The organism is Streptomyces sp. NPDC100445, from assembly GCF_044759735.1.
GTDB lineage: Bacteria > Actinomycetota > Actinomycetes > Streptomycetales > Streptomycetaceae > Streptomyces.
The window spans coordinates 319,430-340,014 of record NZ_JBIVZV010000011.1; the positions used below are offsets into that span (position 1 = coordinate 319,430).

At 74.8% G+C, this 20,585-nt stretch carries 11 protein-coding genes and 1 pseudogene; 6 read left to right on the forward strand and 6 right to left on the reverse strand.

Features of this window, described 5'->3' with window-relative positions; genetic code table 11:
- Positions 1 to 36: 36 nt before the first annotated feature.
- The 6 genes and pseudogenes from ACIQVT_RS25895 (at position 37) to ACIQVT_RS25920 (ending at position 12,636) form a co-directional block, all read left to right on the forward strand.
- Positions 37 to 867 (forward strand): class I SAM-dependent methyltransferase, encoded by an 831-nt coding sequence (locus tag ACIQVT_RS25895; RefSeq protein WP_403758617.1) that lies wholly within the window; start codon positions 37 to 39, stop codon positions 865 to 867.
- Positions 868 to 1,126: 259 nt separating this feature from the next.
- Positions 1,127 to 7,318, forward strand: coding sequence for an SDR family NAD(P)-dependent oxidoreductase (locus ACIQVT_RS25900; RefSeq protein WP_403758620.1), 6,192 nt, complete (start codon positions 1,127 to 1,129; stop codon positions 7,316 to 7,318).
- Between the two features lie 2 nt (positions 7,319 to 7,320).
- Positions 7,321 to 7,725 (forward strand): hypothetical protein, encoded by a 405-nt coding sequence (locus ACIQVT_RS25905; RefSeq protein WP_403758623.1) that lies wholly within the window; start codon positions 7,321 to 7,323, stop codon positions 7,723 to 7,725.
- Positions 7,722 to 9,311, forward strand: coding sequence for a PfaD family polyunsaturated fatty acid/polyketide biosynthesis protein (locus tag ACIQVT_RS25910; protein ID WP_403758626.1), 1,590 nt, complete (start codon positions 7,722 to 7,724; stop codon positions 9,309 to 9,311). The genes ACIQVT_RS25905 and ACIQVT_RS25910 overlap by 4 nt, the downstream gene beginning before the upstream one ends.
- A 285-nt stretch (positions 9,312 to 9,596) precedes the next feature.
- Positions 9,597 to 10,166, forward strand: a pseudogene (locus ACIQVT_RS25915) (fatty acid desaturase family protein); the annotation flags it as partial.
- Between the two features lie 307 nt (positions 10,167 to 10,473).
- Complete coding sequence (locus ACIQVT_RS25920) at positions 10,474 to 12,636, forward strand: SpoIIE family protein phosphatase (RefSeq protein WP_403758629.1); 2,163 nt, start codon at positions 10,474 to 10,476, stop codon at positions 12,634 to 12,636.
- Between the two features lie 40 nt (positions 12,637 to 12,676).
- On the opposite strand, the gene ACIQVT_RS25925 is transcribed toward ACIQVT_RS25920, so the two are convergent.
- The 6 genes from ACIQVT_RS25925 to ACIQVT_RS25950 form a co-directional block, all read right to left on the reverse strand.
- Entirely contained in the window at positions 12,677 to 13,861 is a 1,185-nt protein-coding gene (locus ACIQVT_RS25925; protein WP_403758632.1) for a type III polyketide synthase, read from the reverse strand.
- 381 nt (positions 13,862 to 14,242) lie between these two features.
- Complete coding sequence (locus ACIQVT_RS25930) at positions 14,243 to 14,470, reverse strand: hypothetical protein (protein WP_403758635.1); 228 nt, start codon at positions 14,468 to 14,470, stop codon at positions 14,243 to 14,245.
- A gap of 264 nt (positions 14,471 to 14,734) precedes the next feature.
- Positions 14,735 to 15,685 carry a methyltransferase domain-containing protein gene (locus tag ACIQVT_RS25935; protein ID WP_403758638.1) on the reverse strand — a complete coding sequence of 317 codons (951 nt, stop codon included), beginning with the start codon at positions 15,683 to 15,685 and terminating at the stop codon, positions 14,735 to 14,737.
- Between the two features lie 43 nt (positions 15,686 to 15,728).
- The gene (locus ACIQVT_RS25940; RefSeq protein WP_403758641.1) at positions 15,729 to 17,369 is read right to left on the reverse strand and encodes a bifunctional 3-(3-hydroxy-phenyl)propionate/3-hydroxycinnamic acid hydroxylase; all 1,641 of its coding nucleotides are present in this window, start codon (positions 17,367 to 17,369) and stop codon (positions 15,729 to 15,731) included.
- A complete protein-coding gene (locus ACIQVT_RS25945; protein ID WP_403758644.1) occupies positions 17,366 to 18,169 on the reverse strand; it encodes an arylamine N-acetyltransferase in 804 nt (267 codons plus the stop codon). The genes ACIQVT_RS25940 and ACIQVT_RS25945 overlap by 4 nt, the downstream gene beginning before the upstream one ends.
- Before the next feature lie 4 nt (positions 18,170 to 18,173).
- Positions 18,174 to 20,585: SDR family NAD(P)-dependent oxidoreductase (locus ACIQVT_RS25950; protein WP_403758647.1), on the reverse strand; the 2,412-nt coding region annotated here is incomplete at its 5' end.

The window sequence follows — 20,585 nt, forward strand, 5'->3', positions numbered from 1 at the left end:
CCCCCCGCGTACTCCCGCCGGCCACGAGGAGGCTCCATGGGACAGCAACCACCGCCGCCCCACGCGCTGAGCGGTATCGGCCTGACCGCGCTGTGGGCGCTGCACCACCGCAGCCTGCACCTGCACGATCCGGTGGCCGAGCGGGTCCTCGCGCAGATCGGCAGCGGACGGGGCACGCCGGGGCCCCTGATGGGCAGGCGCACCTCGATCATGGCGCACTACTTCACGCAGCGCGCCAGGCTCTTCGACGCCGAGATCCGGCAGTTCCTGTCCCGGCACCCCCGTGCCGTGGTCGTGACCCTCGGCGAGGGACTCGACACGCAGTTCTGGCGGGTGGACGACGGGAGGCTGCGCTGGATCGGGGTCGACCTGCCCGAGGTTGTCCGCCTGCGCCAGCGCCTCATGCCGCCGTCCGACCGGGTCACCCACGTCGCCTGCTCGGTGCTCGACCCGCACTGGATGGAGCAGGTGCCGCGGGACGGACCACTGCTGATCACCGCCCAGGGCCTGTTCATGTACCTGCGGCCCCGGCAGGTCACCGAGCTGCTCCGCGCCTGTGCGCGCAGGTACCCGGGCGACACCATGATCTTCGACACCTCGCCGTGGTGGTTCCTCGTCCTGTCCCGGCTCAAGTGGCTGCGGTGCGGGGGGTTCCGCATCCCTGCGCTGTCCAGCAGCCTGTCACCGCGCGGCCTGGCCCGGCTGCGGTCCCGGCTGCCCGCGGGAACGTCCGTGTCGCACATTCCGACGCGGGACGCTTCCGGTCCCTTCGCGGCGTTCCAGCGCCTCGGCCATCGAATCCCCTTCGTACGCCGGTGTGTTCCCGCGACCGTGCGGGTCGTGTTCCCGGTGTGCGAGAACCGATGAGGTGATCGTCGGGCCCACCGCGTCCGGGTGGTGCGGGAGACCGTGGCACCGGCCGTTCGGCGGACATCTCATCATGCGTTTCCCGGGCCCCTGTCAACCCGCGGCCCTCCCGGTCGGCGCGCATCGAGGCTTCGTCACGCGAAACGCGCGAGGACCTCTCCGACGGGCCCGTCGTCGCCGGTATACGTGAGTTCCCGGACCGGCGGTACGTCCCCGGCCGCCGCACCCCTCACCCACCCCCCACTCACCCCATGAGGTCATGGTGCAACACACCGCTCCCGAGCCACCCGCCGCAGACCACCGGCTAGCCCGAGACCCCGTCGCGATCGTCGGGCTGGCGGGACGCTTCCCCAGAGCGGGGGACGTCCAGGAGTTCTGGAACAACGTCGTGTCCGCCCGTGACTGTTCGGACGTCGTGCCGTCGGCCTGGTGGGACCCGGACCAGTACTACGACCCGGATCCGTTCGCCGAGGACAGGACCTACTGCCGGCGCGGTGGCTTCCTCACCCCCGAGGTGTTCGACCCCAAGGAGTTCGGGATCCCACCGAACACCCTCGACTCGACCGGACTGGTGCAGCTCCTCGGCCTCGTCGTGGCCAAGGAGGCGCTTCAGGACGCGGGGCTCGGCAGACCGGACTGGTACGAGGCGGCACGCACCGGCGTGGTGCTCGGGGTGTGCGGCACCAACTCCACGATCCTGCCGCTGGCCGCCCGGTTGTTCGTCCCGCAGATGGCCGAGACCATGCGGTCCCACGGCGTGCCGGAGGACAAGGTCGACGCCATCGTGCGCAGCCAGCTCGCGGCCCTTCCGAAATGGACGGAGGACAGCTTCCCCGGGGTCCTCGGCAACGTCGTCTCCGGGCGGATCGCCAACCGGCTCGACCTGGGCGCCGCCAACCACACCGTGGACGCCGCCTGCGCCAGCTCCCTGGCGGCGCTGCGCTCGGCCGTGGACGAACTCCTCAGCCGCCGGGCGGACGTGATGCTCACCGGTGGCTGCGACGCGGACAACGCCATCGTGTCGTTCATGTGCTTCAGCAAGACCCCCGCGCTGTCCCCGAGCGAGCGGGTCCGCCCGTTCGACGCCGAGTCCGACGGCACCCTGGTGGGCGAGGGCATCGGCGTCCTGGTGCTCAAGCGCCTCGCGGACGCCGAGCGGGACGGCGACCGCGTCTACGCCGTCCTGCGGGGGCTGGGCAGCTCCAGCGACGGCAGGACGGGAAGCATCTACGCGCCCTGTGGCGAAGGTCAGGTGGCGGCGCTGCGCCGGGCCTACCACGACGCCGACTGCCCGCCCCGGACGGTCCAGTTGATCGAGGCGCACGGCACCGGCACCCGGGTGGGTGACGACGTCGAGCTGACGGCTCTGCACGAGGTGCTGTCCGGGCCGCCGGAACACCACTTCACCGCGGTCGGCAGCGTGAAGTCCCAGATCGGCCACACCAAGGCGGCGGCGGGCGCCGCGGGCATGATCAAGGCGGTGCTGGCCCTGTACCACCGGGTGCTGCCCCCGACCATCAACGTGCGCGAGCCCCACCCCCGCACGACGCGCGAGGACAGCACCCTGTACCTGAACACGCACGTCCGTCCGTGGGTGCTCGACCCGTCCCGCCCGGTGCGCCGGGCCGGGGTGTCGTCGTTCGGCTTCGGCGGGGTGAACTATCACGCCGTCCTGGAGGAGCACACGGGCGGCGGCGAGGACCGCGACCACCCGCTGCACGACACCCCGGCGACGGCCCTGTGGCACGCGCCGGACCCCGAGGAGCTGCTGCGGCGTCTGGAGCGGGGCGACGCCCCCGATCGTGGACCGGCCCCGGCCGGGCACCCCCGCATCGGCTTCGTGGCCACCGGCGAGGAGGAGTACGACGAGCTGCTCGCCATCGCGGTGGACCGGCTGCGGCGCGGCCGGGACCTGCCCCACTGGCGGCACCCCCGCGGCGTCCACTACCGTGCCGCGGCGCTGCCGGCGGAGGCGGGCGTGGGCGCCCTGTTCGCCGGGCAGGGCAGCCAGTACGTGGACATGGGGCTGCGCACGGCGCTCGCCGTCCCACCCGTCCGGGCCGCCTTCGACGAGGCCAACGCCCTCTTCCCGGTGGGGGACAGCCTCGCCGGGGCGGTGTTCCCGCCGCCGGTGGCGGGTGGGCCGGACACCCCGCAGGAGCGGTTGCGGCGCACCGGACACGCCCAGTCGGCCATCGGGGCCCTGTCCATGGGGCAGTACCGGTACCTGCGCACGATGGGCTTCGCCCCGCGGGCCGTCCTCGGGCACAGCTTCGGGGAGCTGACCGCGCTGTGGGCGGCCGGCGTACTGGACGACGAGGCGTTCACCCGGCTGGCCCGCGCCCGCGGGCGGGCCATGGAGCTGCCGGCCGGCGAGGACGCCGACGCTGGGGCGATGCTCTCGGTCGAGGTGTCCTCCGCCGGGTTGGACGCCCTGCTGGGCGAGGTCCCCGGACTGGCCGTCGGCGCGCGCAACGCCCCGGACCAGTACACGCTCGCCGGGCCGACCGCCGCCGTCCTGCGGTGCGCCGAGCTGTGCGCGGGCCGCGGTGTGCGGGCGAAGCGGCTGGAGGTGGCCGCCGCGTTCCACACGCCGCTCGTCGGGCACGCGGCCGAGGCGTTCGCGGCGGCCTGCGCCGAGACCCGTTTCGCCGCGCCGGCCCTGCGGGTGCACTCCGCGACGGCGGGCGCCGCGTACACCGGGGACGCGGACGCCGATCGCCGCACCCTGGTCGAACAGCTGCTGCGGCCGGTGGACTTCGCCGCGCGCCTGGAGGAGATGTACGCGGACGGGGTGCGCGTCTTCGTCGAGTTCGGGCCCCGGCGGACGTTGACGCAGCTGGTGGAGCGGACGCTGGGCGACCGCGGGGTGGAGACGGTCGCCTGCGACCGCGGTCCGGGGACGGACGGCGCCGCCGCGCTGAAGGAGGCGGCGGTAAGGCTGGCCGTCCTCGGGGTCCTGGAGTCCGTGGCCGATCCCTGCGCCCAGGTCGCACGGCGGAGGAAGGCGCGGCCGTCGAGGGTCGCACGGGTGCTGGAGGGCCCGATGTTCGCGATGGGGGCGCTCCGCCCGGCGCACGAGGAACGGCTCGCCCGGGACACCGCACGGGCGGCCGCGCCCGCACAGCCGGACGGCGGCGTCCCGCCGGTGGGCGCCACGATCGCCGCCCCGGCGGCGCCGGACGATCCGCTGGCCCGGGCGGCGGCGGAGCACCTGGCGGCGCACGCCCGGTACCTGGACGGCCAGTTGCGCACGGCCGAGGAGCTGACGGACCTGCTGCGGCGGGGCAGCCGGGGCGAGGGGATCGACGCGACGCTGGCCGCGGCCGTCCACACCGTCGCGGAGCACAGCATGGCGCTGGGGCGGACGCACGAGCGGGCCGGTGAGGTCGTGTCCCGTCTGCTGGGCGTCCCCTCCGACGGCCCCGCCGGGGAAGACGCCGGGGTCGAGCCACCGGCGCCCGCCTCCCTCCGCTCCCCCGCCGACGCGTCCGAGCACCCCGCCGCCGAGGAGGCCGCGGCGCCGGCGCTGCCCAGGCAGCCCGGCCCACCCGGCGCACGGCCCACGGCGGACGACGAGCCGGCACCGCCGCCGGCCAGGTCCGCCCTCGCGGAGCTGTGGACGGCGGAACAACGCGGCACCACCGCCCCGGCACCGGCGGCGCCGCCCGGCGAGGTGGACCTGGCGGAGCTGGAACACGTCTGCCGCACCGTCGTCGCGGAGAAGACGGGCTACGACCTCGACATGATCGAACCCGGCATGCACATCCAGGAGGAGCTGGGCATCGACTCCCTGAAGCAGGTGGAGATCGGCGCGGAGATCTGGCGCCGCTACCCGGCCATCGGCCGTGACGAGCTGTACCGCTTCACCGAGGCGCGGACGGTCGGCGACCTGACGGACCTGCTGCGCAGCGTCATCACCCGGACGGAGGCGCGGTCCGAGCTGGTCATCACGCCGATGAGCGCCGACGTCGGCCCCACCTTCGTGACCCTGCGGCGGCTGCCGCCGGTGGACGTCTGCGCCGGTCTCTACCCGGACCGGCCGTCCGCGCTGCTGCTCGACGACGGCGGCGAGCTGGTGACCACGCTGACAGAAAGCCTGTCGGCGCTCGGCTGGCGGACCCGGCGGCTGTCCCTGCCCGGCACCGCGCCGGCCGGCGGCCCGGGCCCGGCGGACCACTTGGGGCTCGCCGACTGGGAGGAGGGGAGCATCTCCGCGCGCCTGGCGGAGCTGCTCGCCGACGAGGTGCGGGTCGACCTGTGCGTCCTGCCGTTCAGCCGGGACGCGGAGACCGACGCGCGCCTCACGACCCGCCGGCTGTGTCACGCCGTCCTCATCGCCAAACACGTGCTGCCGCGCCTGGGGTCGGCGGCCGCGGGCGGCACCCGGGCCGCGCTGGTCTCCGTCACGCAACTGGACGGCGCCCTCGGCCAGGCCGGCACGGACGGTGACACCGTACGGGCACCGGCCGCCGGCCTCGGCGGGCTGGTGAAGGTCGCCGCCCTGGAGGCCCCCTCCCTGTTCTGCCGTGCGCTGGACCTCGCACCCGGGCTGGACGCCGAGCGGATCGGCGCGGCGTTCGCGGCGGAGATCGCCGACCTGGCGACGGATGTGCACGAGGTCGGCCTCGACGCCGACGGCGGACGCCGCACACCGGTGCTGTCCCGGACACCGGCGCCCCCGCAGCCCGCCACCGGCGACGACACCGGCCTCACCGGGGACGACTTCCTGCTCGTCACCGGCGGCGCGGGAGGGATCACGTCCTGGTGCGTGCGGGCCCTGGCCGCCCGGCACGCCTGCGGATACCTCCTGCTGGGCCGGACCCCGCTGGAGGACGAGCCCGCCTGGGCCGCCGGGCTGCGCACGGAGGACGACCTGCGCGGGGCGCTGGCGGACCGCGCCCGGGCGGCGGGCGAGGACCCGCGGGACCCGGCGACCGCCGCCGGGATCACCCGGCGCGCACGCCGGCTGCTCGGTGGGCGCGAGGTCCGCGCCACGCTGGACGCGCTGCGCGCCGTCGGGGCCGAGGCGCACTACGTGTCGGCGGACGTCCGGGACGCCGCACGGGTGGCGTCGGTCCTCGCGCCGTACGCGGCCCGGATCACCGGTGTCGTCCACGGAGCCGGGGTGCTCGGCGACCGACCGCTGCGGGACGCCGCCGCCGACTCCGTCGCCTCGGTGGTGGAGACCAAGGTCGGCGGACTGCACCACGTGCTCGACGCGCTCGACCCCGGCCGGCTGCGGCACCTGGTGCTGTTCAGCTCCGTCGTGGGCATCTGGGGGAACCTGCGTCAGAGCGACTACGCGCTGGCCAACGAGGCGGTGAACAGCCTCGGCCGCGCCTTCCAGGCCGCTCACCCCCGCTGCCGGGTCGTGTCCATCGCGTGGGGCCCCTGGGAGGGCGGCATGGCGGGCCGCATCCACGAGGTGTTCGCGAACGCCGGGGTCCCGGTGCTCACCCGGGAGCAGGGCACCGCCCACTTCACCGACCGGATGGCGCCCGGTGCCGGACGGAACGGGGTCACCGTCGTCGGGCCGACCACCCCGTTCTACCGCAGGGTCGAACGGCTGCCCGCGGGCGGCCGGAGCGCGCTCCGCACGGTGACCGGTCTCGGTGCGGAGCCGGTCCTGCGCGACCACCGCTTCGCGCGGGTGCCGGTCCTGCCCATGACGGCCGCGGTGGGGTGGGGCGTGCACTGCGTCGAGCGGGCACTGGGCGGCGTGCGTCCGGTGACCGGCTGCGAGGACTTCGACATCCCGCGCGGTGTCCTGCTCCCGCCGGGCCACCAGGAGCACTTCCGCGTCGACCTCTTCCCCCAGGACGACCCCGCGGCCGTCGCCGTGCACGTGTCCGATCCCGGGCCGGAGGGGAGACGCCGGTACGAGGGCGTGTTCCGGCAGGTACCGCCGGGCCCGGCACCCCGCGTGGTCCTGCCGCCGTACCGGATCGACACCGCCGCTCATCCCGCGTACGGCGACGGGCGGCTGTTCCACGGGCCGACGCTGAGGGGCCTGCGGAACGTGCTGGCGCAGGAGCCCGGCCGCGCGGTGCTGGCCGCGCGGTTGGCCGAACCCTGCCTGGCCGACGGCGCCTATGCCGGACAGCTCTACCGTCCCGCGACGGCCGACCTGCTGCTCCAGGCCGCCCTGGTCACCCTGGTGCCCGAGCCCGGCGGCCCCCGGATCCCGGTTCCCGTCGGGTTCCGGCGCCTGGAGATGTTCACGCCGCTGCCGGACGACGAACCCTTCGCCGTCGTGGTCGAGGTCCACGACGACGGGGCCCATCCCCTGTTCGGCGAGTGCACGCTCACCGCGGCCGCCCCGGACGGCCGGGTCCACCAGCGCTGGACCCGCGTCCGGCTGCTCTGGGCGGCCCCCGAGGCCGTCGCGCGGAACGTCGAGAGGCACGCGGCGCCGGCCCTGTCCGGCCACGGACGAGGAGGACAGTGAGCATGGACCACTTGGTCTTCGAGGGCACCCCGATGGTCCTGCCGACCGGCGCGCCCGGTACCGCGCGCGCCGTGCCCAGGAGCTCCTGGACGGAGCCGGCCCCGCCCGGACCCGCCTCGGCCGCACCGGCCGGGCCCCCCGGGTCCGCCGACCGGACGGCCGTACCCACGGCACCGCCGGCCGCGACCGGCCGTCACCTCGACGCGGCCACTCTCGCCGTGTGCCTGGCCGAGCGGATCCAGCGGGCGCACCGCCAGGTCCTCTCCGCGCACCGGGCGGTCGACGCCCGGCTGCTCCGGCGGGCCGCCGCCCCCCTCACCGGAGCCGCGCCCCGGGACGGCCGGCGGCCCGGCGCGCCACGGTCCGGCGTCCCCACCGCCCCGCCCGCGGCCGAGGAGGCCCGATGACCACGGCGACGACCGCAGCGCGGGACAGCGCCGACGGTGTGGTCGGCCTCGAACCCGACGAGGTGTACCGCGTCCTCGCCGACCTCGACAGCCCGTGCTACGCCGTCGGCGACGGGCACCGGGTCGGGATGACGCCGCACCCGCCCGGACCGGGCAGCGGGTGGACGCTCCTCGCGGCCGCGCCCCCGCAGCCGCCCGAGCGGCTCGGCTCCTCCGACTTCCGGCGCCGGCACGGCGTGCGGTACGCGTACATGGCCGGCGCGATGGCCGGCGGCATCGCCTCCGAGGAACTGGTGCTGAGCCTGGCCCGGGCCGGTCTCCTGGCCTCCTTCGGCGCCGCCGGCCTGCCGGAGGACCGGCTGGACCGGGCGCTGGCACGGCTGGCCCGCGCGCTCGGGGACACCGCGACGCCGTACGCGTGCAACCTGATCCACCAGCCCCTCTCCCCGGAGCGGGAACGCGCCTGTGTCGACGCCTGCCTGCGCCACCGGGTGCCCTGCGTGGAGGCCTCCGCGTTCGTCCGGCTCACCACCGACCTGGTCCGCTACCGGCTGACCGGGCTGCGGTCCGACTCCGGCGGCGGGGTGCGCGCCGAGCACCGCGTGGTCGCGAAGGTCTCCCGGGAGGAGGTCGCGGAGCTGTTCCTGCGGCCGGCGCCGGAGGAACTCGTGGCGGACCTGCTCGCGCGGGGGCAGGTGACACGGGCGCAGGCCGAACTCGCCCGGCACGTCCCGATGGCCGACGACATCACCGTCGAGGCCGACTCCGGCGGTCACACCGACCGCAGGCCGCTGGTCGTCACCCTCCCCGCCGTCCTGCGGCTGCGTGACCGTGTCGCCCGTGAGCACCCCGCCGCCGGCCGGACCGGGATCGGCGCGGCGGGCGGCATCGCGACGCCGGAGGCGATCACCGCCGCCTTCGCGCTCGGAGCCTGCTACGTCGTCACCGGGTCGGTCAACCAGGGCGCGACGGAGGCGGGCACCTCACCCGGTGTCAAGGAGCTGCTCGCCCGGGCCGGTCTCGCCGACTGCGCCATGGCCCCGGCCGCCGATCTGTTCGAACAGGGCGGCACCGTGCAGGTCCTCGGCCGGGGGACCATGTTCGCCGGCAACGCCGCACGGCTGTACCGCCTCTACCGGGAGCACGCGTCCCTCGACGACCTCCCGGCGGCCGAGCGTCGCGACGTGGAGGAGCGGATCCTCCGGCGCCCGCTGGCCGCGGCCTGGCGGGACACCGCGGACCACCTGCTCGCCCACCATCCGGCCTGGCACCGCAGGGCCGAACAGGATCCCAAGTTCCGCATGGCCATGGTCTTCCGCTGGTACCTGGCGATGGCCAGCCGCTGGGCGATCTCCGGCGCCGAGGAACGCCGGGGCGACTGGCAGATCTGGTGCGGGCCGGCGATGGGGGCGTTCAACGGCTGGACCGCGGGCACCGCCCTCGCCTCGCCCGGGAACCGGCAGGTGGTGTCCGTCGCGGAGCACCTGATGCGTGGCGCGGCCTTCCACACCCGGGTGACCCACCTGCGGGGGGCGGGGCTGCGCCTTCCGGTCCGGTGCGCCGAGTACCGCCTGCCTCCCGTATGACCGCGCCCCGTCCGGTGACCGCCCCCGTGCGCACGGCCCGTGCCCCGGCCGTGCGGCACGACCTCCCCGCCCTTACGGAAGCACGGCTGATGACACCCATGAACGAGAGCCCCGTCCGGCTCCCCGGCCGTCCGCGGCCCCGCCGGCCGGGCGCCGGGAGGCAGCGACTTCGCTCCGCTGCTGCGGCAGGTGCGCTCCGCCGGGCTGCTGCGGCCGGCCGTGGCGTACTGCACGGCGGAGATCGTCGGCGACCGCGCGTACCTCGCGGTCCTCGTCACCGCCCTCGTGCGCCTGGGTCCCTCCTGGTGGGCGCTGTGCGTCGCCCCGCCGGCCGCCGTCTGGTCGGTGCGCTGCGCGTTCGTCGGGCACGACGCCGGTCACCGGCAGATCACCCGGAGCACGGCGGTCGGCCGCGCCGTCGGCCGCACGCACCTCGCACTGGCGGTGGGAGTGGCCTGGAACGGCTGGAACGACCGCCACCGGCGCCACCACGCCCACCCCAACGACAGCCGCCGCGACCCCGACGTCACGGACGGACCCCTCGCGTGGACCCCGGCGCGGGCGGCCGCGCGCAACCGCGCCGGACGCTGGGCGGCACGCCACCAGGGTCCGCTGTTACTCCCGACCGTGGCACTGGACGCCGCGCTGATCCGCGCCGCCGGGATCGCCCGCCTCGGCCGCCTCCCGCGAGGCGAGCGGGCCCTAAAGGCGGGGCTGCTGCTCCTGCACGCCGCCGGTTGCACCGGTGGGCTGGTGGCCGCGCTCGGCCCCCTGCGGGCCCTCGCCTTCGCCGCCGTCCACCAGAGCCTGCCCGGCCTGCACCTGGGCTGCGCCTTCGCCCCGAACCACAAGGGCATGACCATGGCCGACGACCTGCCCCGTGACCGTCTGGGGCTGCCCTACACGGAGGCCGGTCTGTCGAGTCGCTGCGCGAGGCCCGGGACCACATGGCGGCGGCCGGCCCGCCGCGGCGGTGACCGGTTCCCGGCGCCGGCCGGCCGCGGTGCCTCCTCACTGTCGGTGTTCACCGGGTATGGGCCGGTGTGGGCGAAGCGGCCGCCGGTGTTATTCAATGGGGTGTGCGGTGAGGGATCTCGGGGCCCCGCCGCACGGGTCCGAGTACCGGCCCCGGCGCTGTGCCGGGGATTGCCGAGAGAGCCGCATGGACTCCACACCCTCCTCCTCGTCCTCCTCGCCGTTCGAACTGGTCAGCGGGGCGCTGGGGCGCTACATCCCGCGCGGCGGAGCGTCAGCCGCCGCCGGGCCCGGCGGCGCGCAGGGCGACCGGACGGTCCGCGCGCGGGTGCCCGACGGCCCGGCGGACGACCGGCAGGACCAGATCCTCGGCGTGGTCAACCTGGACCGGGAGCTGAGGATCACCCGCTGCAACCTGGACGCTCCCGTGTTCGCGGGTCTGGACGCCGAGGCCGGCAGTTCCTTCGTCGACCTCCTGCCGCCGGGGGACGTGCCGACGGTGACCCGGCGGCTGCGGCAGGTCCTGGAGCTGGGGGAGGCGCACGTCGCCCGCATCCAGCGCCTGCGCCGGCGCGACGGGTCGGAGCTGGTGGTCTCGATGAGCATCCTGCCCGCCGCGGCGCCCCAGGAAGGGCTGACCGTCTCGGTGATCGCCATGGCGAGGAGGCTGCACCTGTACGCCGCCGAGACCGCGATCGGCACCTCGCTGGACATCGGTGAGACCGCCCAGTCGCTGGCGGAGTCCCTGCTGGCCTGGGGGGAGGTGGCCGCCGTGGACCTGGATTTCGCCGTGTGGACGGGCGAGGGGGTCACCGAGCGGGCGCAGGGCCGCATCCGGTTGCGCCGGGCGGCCCTGGTGCCGGACCGGGCATGGCCGGAGGGTTACGTGACGCCGGGCGACGACCTCCCGGGGGACGCGAGTCGCCTGCTGGCGCAGGCGGTCCGCCGTGACGACGCCCCGCAGGCGATCGTCATACCCGACCGGGAGACGGTGGAGCGGGTGCTCGGCAGTCCGCGGGTGATCCGTGCCCTGGTCCCCGGTGACCGGGCGGCGAGCGTGGCGTGCATACCGCTGGTCCTGGACGGCACCCCGCCCGTCGTGCTGGGCGTGGCGGAGGTCTGGCGGCGGGTGGACCACCCGTTCCGCGACAGCGAGCTGCTGGACCTCCAGGAGCTGGTGGCCAGGACCGCCCACCACGTCGACCTGGCCCGTCAGCACCAGCGTGAGCACACGCAGGTGCTGGCGCTCCAACGCCGGCTGCTGCCCCGCACCGGCGGCGGCACCGTCGAGATCGCCAGTGTCTACCACCCCGCCACCCCGGACAGCGCGGGTGTCGGCGGCGACTGGGTCAACAGTTTCCCGCTGCCGGACGGCCGTACCGCGCTGGTCGTCGGTGACGTCGTCGGACACGGCCTGGGAGCCGCGGCGACCATGGGCCAGCTGAGCATGGAGGCCCGCGCGCTGCTGTCGGCGGGGCTGGCGCCCGACGAGGTGCTGGAGCACCTGGACGAGACCGTGACCCTGCTGGACGACGCGGAGTCCGGGCTGGCGGCCGGCTACAGCGCCCTCGGCTCCACCTGCTGCATCGCCCTCTACGACCCGGTCAGCCACCAGGTGGCGCTCTCCAGCGCCGGCCACCTCCCGCCGGTGCTGGTGCTGCCGGACGGGCGGGCGGGTCCGCTCGCGGTCCGGCCCCACCCGGGTCTGGGTGCCGAGTTCGCGCTGCGCGAGCCGTTCGGCGTCCACGTGTTCGACACGCCCCCGGGCTCCCTGCTCGCCCTCTACACCGACGGCCTGGTGGAGGATCCGGCCCTGTCGATCGACGAGGGGATCGGCAGGCTCGCGGACGCCGTGTCCACGGTGCACCCCTGGGACGCCCTGGAGCGGGCCGCGCGGCACGTCGTCGCCACGCTGACGCCCCCGGGCCGGCGCGACGACGTCACCCTGCTGCTCGCGCGCGTGCTCGGCTACCGCAAGGGTGACACCGTCACCTGGCGGCTGCCGGCCCGCGACGACGCGCCCGCCCGCGCCCGCGCGTACGTCTCCGCCCTGCTGCACCGCTGGCGGGCCAGGGAGGACACCCGGCACGACGTGCCGCTGCTGGTCGACGAGCTGGTGACGAACGCGGTCCGGTTCGCCACCGGTCCCATCACGGTACGGCTGATCAGGACCGGTCACGGCCTGCTGTGCGAGGTGGGTGACACCGGCAACGGCAGGCCGCGGCTCAGCCGGGGCGGTCTCCTCGACGACGGCGGGCGCGGCCTGCACGTCGTGCACCGGCTCACCACCCGGTGGGGGGTGCGGTGGACGGACACCGGCAAGGTGATCTGGGCGGAGATCGCCAGGTGAGGCGGTCGCGGGGCGAGACGCGGCCGGCGGTGGGCCCGTGCTACAGCCACTCCCCCTGGAGGGCGGTGGCGGTGAGGCCCGGTGCCGCCGCGTACAGGACGGCGCGGCTGCCCGGCTTCTGCCCGGCGTCGTGCGCCCGCCGCAGGATGTCGAACACGGCGGCGCCTCCGCGGTTGCCGCTGGTGTAGCTCTCCCGGCTGTGCTTCAGCAGCCCCGACGGCCACGCCTCGGGCATCGTCTGCTCCATGTACTCCAGCACCCGGGTGCCGCCGGGGTGGGCGAGCAGCACGTCGGGGTGCCAGGAGTCGGGGTCGTCCTGGTAGCGGACGCGCAGCCACTCCCACATGGCGGTGACCGTCTCCTGTACGGCGCGCGGCCCGCGCCGGTCCATCACGAAGTGGGTGCCGTCCGCCCGGGTGTCCAGGCGGTGCAGGTCCTGGGTGCCGGGCAGGGTGTGGTGCCAGGCGGCGTCCAGCCGCAGCACCGACTCGGGCCGCGGGCGGCCGGTGACCACCGCGGCGACCGCGGTGTCCGCGAAGAGCAGCCGGACGATCAGGGATTCGAGGGTGTCGTCCGCGGGCTGGTAGGTCGTGCTCAGCGCCTCCGAGATGACGACCAGGACGACCCGGTCGGGGTCCGCGGCCACGAGGTCGGCGGCCAGGGCGAGGGAGCGGGTCCCGGCGACGCAGGCCCACTGCGTGGCCGGCAGCAGCATCGCGTCGCCGCGCAGCGGGAGCCTGTTGGCGAGGGCGATGTCGAGGCCCGGCAGTGCCGGGGTGGTGGAGTGACTGGTGATCAGGCAGTCGACGTCCGCGGTGTCCAGCCCGGCGATCTGGAGGGCTCCACGTGCCGCGCGCTCGCCGTAGGACCGTACGGCCTCCCAGGCGGGCGCGGTGCGTTCCTGGACGGTCTGCGGCGCGGGGGCCGCCTCCAGGGCGGCGATCACCCGGTTCACGTCCTGCTCGGTGAACCCCTCGCGGGTCAGCGCCTGTTGGGCGGGGCCGACGCCGATGTCACGCAGGCCGCCGCCCTTGCCGGGTGCGACGGCGGTCTCCAGCGGCAGCATCCAGCCGCGGGTCTCGATGCCGGTGCCGGCCGCGATGCCGTCGATCCGCGGCGCCCACGCCGCGTGCGGGTGCCGGTCGCGCACCTCCGCCACGATCTGGCTGGTCTTCACGGCGTGCTCGCCGTGTATCACGGCGGGAGGGCACAGGTAAGCGGCCATGATGGGCACCTTTCCGGGGGGAACGGGGGACGGGAGGGGACGGTCACGAGGCTTGCGCCATGGGCCACTTGGGAAGCGGGTGCCCATGCCGGGGGGCTCCACTCGGGGAGCCGGCGTCCCCACCCCAGCATGGAGCCAAAGGGACATATCCGCTGTGATTCAGACAACTTGGGCGCCCATCAGGGGCGTGATACGGCACACATCACCGCGATGAGGATCTTTTCGGGACAGGACGGAGCTGACCCGTCCTCAACTGCGCGGCGGCCTGCCGAGGCGTTCGCGCCGGGGCGGGGGAAGCGCGCGGCCCCCGCCCCCGGCGCGTCGCGCGCCCGGGAGCGCGCCGCGGGGGACGGGGGCCGTATCGGCGGGCCCGCCCGGACTTCAGAGCCTGCTCGTCACCCGGGCCCGCGGACCCGCGTCCGGCAGGGAGACGGCCACCGCCCTGTCCACCCTGTTGCCCGTGATCGTCATGGCGTGGGCGACTCCCCCGGCGTCCATGATCGGGCCGCCGGAGTCACCCTGGTCCTGGATTCCGTTCCCCCGGACGAAGCGGAAGCGCCGCACGGCGATCTCGTTCACCTGCTGCTGGTCGGGCCTGACCGTGCACACCGCCGGGCGCGACGGGAACCGGCCGCCGGCCCCCAATCCTCCAGGACTCGTGACGGCGGCCTACGGTCATGCTCCCCGGCGTCGCCCCGGGCAGCGCTCTTCGTGGTGAGGTGCCAGCTGTGGTTGATCAGGATGCCGCTGCACCGCGCCTGTGTGCCGGTCACCTTCATGATGTCCACGCGCACGGTGTCCCGCTGGCTATCAGCTCGGATCCGCGCACGGTTCTCCGGCCGTCGGACCGGCCGGGGCTCACCGGTCCGGCGCTCAGACCTTCTTCGCCACGTAGTGCCGGTAGCTGTCCACCGGCGGCATGAACTGCGACGGCAGTACTCCCATCCGCTTCAGCAGCTTGGTGGAGCCGCTGTCGGTGTAACCGGCGAAGGCGCCGCCGACGGCCTGCGGGCCGACCCGCTTGGCCATGTGACGCTGGACGGCGCCGACCCGCTGCTCGCGCAGCGCCTTGTGGAAGGAGCCGTCGGGCGACAGCCGCCGGTGGATGGCGGCCCGGACCTTGGGCGAGATGTCACGGTCGAGCACCCACTCCAGGCCGAGGTCCTTGCGCCGCAGCTCCGTCAGAAAGGCGTGCCGCTGCGTGGTGTAGAGGTCGACGTGCGTGAAGTAGCCCCCCGGCTTGAGGACCCGCGCCACCTCCCGGAGGAACTCCTCCAGCCTCGGGTAGTTGTGCGCGCTCTCGATGTTCACCACGACGTCGACCTCGCCGTCCCCGAACGGCAGGCTCTCCGCGTCGCCCTGGACGTAGCGCAGCCCCTTGCGGGACAGCGCGGCGTTCGCCCGGTTGACGGCCTGCTGCGACAGGTCGAGGCCCACCATGTCCTTCGCGTCGACCACGCGGGACAGGAAGTTCAGCCCCTCGCCCAGTCCGCAACCGACCTCGAGGACGAACCGGTCCGCGTAGTCGTCCAGGTCGATCGGCACCTCCCGGAGCGCGGCGAAGTACAGCTCCTCCGAGAAGCCGTCCGTGTCGTAGTCCAGGAAACCGGGGATGCGGGCGTTGATCTCCTTGGCCACCTGGTCGTCGTGGTAGCCCCAGTTCCACAGGATGCCCTTCTTCGACATCCGGGCCTGGAGGTCGTAGCTGGTGGAGATGTTCTTCTTGTGCACGCCCTCCTTGGCCTGCTGGCCGCCCTGGTCGTCCGTCAGGTTGATCTCGTTGACACTCGTGAACAGGCCGTACATGTCCTCGCGTGCGCCCATGGTCGGTGGTCCTCTCTCGTCGTGCTCGTCAGGTGGGTGAGCGTCAGCCGGCGGCCGGGGGCGGCGCCCCCAGCTGGTGCGCCAGGTCGTCCACGAGGGCGGCCAGCGCCTCCGGTCCGTGCGCCGCGCCGAAGACGGTGAAGTCGGGGCGCACCAGCACGGCCGTCGCACCGCTGTCCGCCAGGTAGGGCAGATACCGGTCCTCGATGTCGGTCACGGCCGTGTGACCGGGTGCGTGCGGTGGCGCGCCCGCGGGCAGGACGTGCGCACAGCGCGTGCCGAGGCCGTCGAGGAAGGCCCGCCGCCGGTCGTCCAGCACGGTCGCCGGGTCGGCGGCGGTGAGCAGGACGAAACCGAGGCCGACCACCTCGTCCAGCAGCCCCTCCCGGTCGGCGCCCGCCACCCGCGCCTGCGGGAACAGGGTGCCGGCGGGCGGCAGCGGCGTGCCGTCGCCGGCACGGTGGAGCAGTCCCTCGGTGAGCGGGATCGCGGTCGACATCGGCAGCGCGCCACCGCCGTCGCGGTCGCGGCCGGCCAGCATGATGGCGTCCCGGTCGGCGGCGGCCGCCGGATCGGTCACGCAGATCACCTTGCCGAGCTTCACGGACGTGGTGACGGCGTTGCGGACGTGGGCCCGGCGTTCGACGGTGTAGGTGTCGAGGACGGAGTCGTCGGCGAGGCCGCGCAGCACCAGGTCGAGTTTCCACGACAGGTTGGCCGCGTCCCGGAAACCGGAACACATGCCCTGCCCGGCGAAGGGCGGCATGAGATGGGCGGCGTCCCCGGCGATCAGCAGCCGGCCCTTGCGCCACTGAGCCGCCCAGCGGGCCTGGAAGGTGTAGACGGCGTGCCGTTCGAGGGTGGCGTTCTCGGGGTGCAGGGAGAACATGCCCAGCATGCGCCAGAGGGTGTCGTCCCGCTCCAGCTCCTCCAAGGTCTCGCCCGGCAGCCGCATGAACTCGTACCGGCGGTGCCCCGGGCCGGCCGAGACGGCGGTCCGGGGCCGTTGCGGGTCGCAGATCTGGAGGTTGTTGGGGTGGAAGTCGCGGGGCTCGTCCAGGACGACGTCGCAGATGAGCCAGTCGTAGAAGAACCCGAGGTCGGTCAGGGGACTCTCCATGGCCTCCCGGACGAAGCTGTTGGCGCCGTCGCACCCGACGACGTACCGCGCGGTGAAGCTGTGTTCCCGTTCGTCGCCGTCCTCGCAGACCACCTCGACGAGGTCGCCGCGGTCGTCGAGTTCCACGACCTCGCGCCCGCGCACCACCCGCAGGTCGGGGAAGTCGGTACCGCGCTCGATGAGCGTGGCCTCCAGGCCGGGCTGGTACATGGCCGTCGCCTGCGGCCAGCCGCAGTGGCCGTGCTCGGCGCTCTCCATGTGCAGCAGGGTCTCACCGGCCGCGTTGCGCCAGGCGTACTCCCGTGAGTTCTCACCGAACTTGTCGAGGAACGGCCCGATGCCGGCGGCCGCGAGGATGCGGGCCGCCTCGTCGTCGAAGCCGACCGCCCGCGGCATGGGGTAGGGCCGCGGCCAGCGTTCCACGACCGTGACCCGATGGCCGAGCCGGGCCAGGAGGATCGCCAGCACCTGACCGACCGGGCCGTAGCCGACGACGGCCACGTCCGTGTCGGCGGCGGCGGCCGTCCGGGGCCCGGCGCCACCGGCCGGTGTCCGCGTCGTCATCGCGGTACGCTCCCGTCCCGGCCGTTGCCCGAGCCGGCGAGGATGTCCTTCACCACGGCGTCGAACTCGGCCTTGTCGATCAGCATGCGGGTCGTTTCGTGTCCGTCCTCGACCCGCGTCAGCCGCCTGCCGGTGAGGACGACCTGCCCGTTGCCGGTGGCGCGACCCCGCAGCACGGTCCCGGCGAACAGCGAGTCCTTGACGATCCGTTCGACGGCGGTGTCCCGCGGACTGTCCCAGTCGGAGACGGCGCGGTCCGTCAGCTCGAACCGGTACACCGACCGCCAGTCCCCGGCCGCGGCCTTCCGCTCCAGCACGTGGTACGTGCCGTCCGTCCGGAGCCGGTAGGCGCAGCCGTACTGCTCCTGCACCTCGTCGGTCACCCGCAGCGGCTCCAGGTACGACGGGCCGGCGAAGCCCACGTCGACGAGCCAGCTCTCCCCGTCGAGCCGCACCCGGTTGAAGGTGTGCTCGAAGTCCGGCCCGAACCGGCCGTCGGGCCAGCGCTGGGACGCGGCCAGGATCGAGACGTCGTAGCCGAGTTCCGTCAGCAGCCGGCGGAACAGGCCGCTCAGGTCGTGGCACACGCCTCCCGCGCCACCGGTGACGATCGCCCGGAACGCCGCGTCGACGTCGATGTCGACGACGTTGCGGAACCCCGTGAAGCTCTTGATGAAGTCGCTGCTGTCGTAGGCCAGCGCCATCATGTGGTTCTTGTGCAGCACACGCAGTGTCTCGGCGTCGGGCTCGGGCACCTCGGTGAACCCCAGGCGCCGCAGGTAGGTCTCGACCTCGAACATCCGGCTACTCTCCCTCTTCCGGGCGGTCCCACTCGGACAGCAGTTCGCGCAGCCGCGAGACGGCCCGCGCACGCGCCGCGCCGTCGTGCAGCGCCGGGGTCAGCGCGAGCTCCAGCTTGCCGAACTCCTCCGTCACCGCCTCCGGGGTGATCGTCAGACCGGGCTCCAGGGTGTCCCGCATCAGCTCGGCGATCATGCCGGCGGTCGGGAAGTCGAAGATCAGCCCCGGCGCCAGTTCCAGTCCCGACACCCGGTTCAGCCGGTTGCGCAGCTCCAGGCCGGTCAGCGAGTCGAACCCGATGTCGAGGAGGGCGACCCCGTCCTCGACGACGCCGGAGCCCGTGGCGTGCCCCAGCACCTGCGCCGCCTCCGCCAGCACCAGGCCGGTCAGCGCCGCCTGCCGTTCCGACGGCGACAGGGGCAGCAGCCGCGACCGCAGCGCCGTACCGTCGTCCCCCACCCGCTCGGCGCCCGCGTCGGTCGCCCGCTCCGGGGCGTCGGCCTCGGGCAGGGCCCGCAGCAGCGGACGTGCCCTGGCGACCGTGTAGGACGGCGCGAACCGTGTCCAGTCGATGCCCGCCACCACGGCATGCCCCTCGCCGCTCGCCATGGCGCGGCCCAGCGCCTCGACGGCCAGCTCGGGCCGCATCAGCTCCACGCCCACCTCCGCGAACTCCTCGGCCACGGAGTCGTCGACCATGCCACCACCGGCCCAGGCACCCCAGGCCACGGCGGTCGCCGGACGCCCGCCGGCACGCCTGCGGTGCGCCAGCCCCTCGACGAAGGCGTTGGCGGCGGCGTACCCGCTCTGCCCCGCACCACCCCAGACGGCCGCCCCGGAGGAGAACACCACGAACGCGTCGAGGGTGCGGTCGGCGAGGAGTTCGTCGAGGTGTACGGCACCGGCGACCTTCGCCCGGCCGACCTCGGCGAACTCCGCCACCGTGCTGTCGGCCAGCTTCCACGGCTCCTGCGCGACCCCGGCGGCGTGGAAGACGGCGGTGACCGGCCGGTCCGACGGCACTCCCGCGATCACCTCGGCGAGCGCCGTCCGGTCGGTGACGTCGCAGGCCACGACGGTGACGCCGGCGCCCAGCGCGGTCAGTTCCGCCTCCAACCGCGCCGCGCCCGCCGCGTCCGGGCCCCGCCGGCTGAGCAGCAGCAGGTGCCGCGCGCCCCGGGCGGCGGCCCAGCGCGCCACGTGCGCGCCGACACCGCCCGTGCCACCGGTGACGAGCACCGTGCCGCGCGGCGTCCAGGCCTCGGCGGGCCCGGTCCCGTCGCCCGGGGCAGCGGAATCCGCGCGGACCAGGCGACGCCCGTACGCGCCGTCGGCCCGGATCGCCACCTGGTCCTCGCCATGCTGTCCGCACAGCACGGCGGCCAACCGGTCCCACGCGGCGGCGTCGGGCTCGGCGGCCAGGTCGACCAGCCCGCCCCACGTCTTCGGGTGGTCCAGGGCGAGTACGGTGCCCAGTCCCCACATCATCGGCTGTGCCGCGCTCACCACCTCCGCGTCCGCACGGACCGCGACGGCGCCCGAAGTCAGGCACCACAGCGGTGCGGTGACGTCCGCGTCGCCCAGAGCCTGCACGAGCGTGACGGTGGCGGCCGTACCCCGCGACAGCGTCGGGTGGGCGGGATGCGGCCGCTCGTCCAGCGCGAGCAGGGACACCACCCCGGCCGGTGTGCCGGGCTCGGCGTCGAGGCGGCCCCGTACGAGCTTCGCCAAGGCCTCCCGGTCCTCACCGTCCAGGTCCACGTCCACCCGCACGACACGTCCGCCGCGGGCGGTCAGCGCAGCACTCGTGGCCACCGCCGTCGCGTCGGCCTGTCCGGCGGGCACCAGCATCAGCCACCCGCCGTCGGCGACGGCGTCATCCGGCGCGAGCAGGTCCGCGAAGGGCTCCCAGGCGATCCGGTAACGCCAGTCGTCCAGCAGCGCCTGGTCCCGACGGCGGCGGCGCCACGATGACAAGGCGGGCAGCACACCGTCCAGGGCCGCAGTGTCGAGGTGCAGCGACCGCGCCAGCGAGTCCGCGTCACCGCTGTCCACGATCTCCCAGAACGCCGCGTCCACCGGATCGGTGACCGTCTCGGGAGCAGCCGGCCCGTCGCCCTCGATCCAGAACCGCCGGTGCTGGAAGGCGTACGTGGGCAGAGCCACCCGGCGAGCGCCGGTGCCGGCGAGGACCTGCTCCCAGTCGATCCCGGCACCACGGGTGTGCAGCCGTCCCACCGTGTGCATCAGGGCCCGGTCCTCCGGCACGTCCCGGCGCAGGGACGGTACACAGTCCTCCTCCACCATCCCGGTCAGGACTCCGTCCGGGCCCAGCTCCAGGAAGGTGGTGACCTTCTGGGCCTTCATGGCCTGGACGCCGTCGTGGAAACGGACCGTGCCGCGCACGTGGTCCAC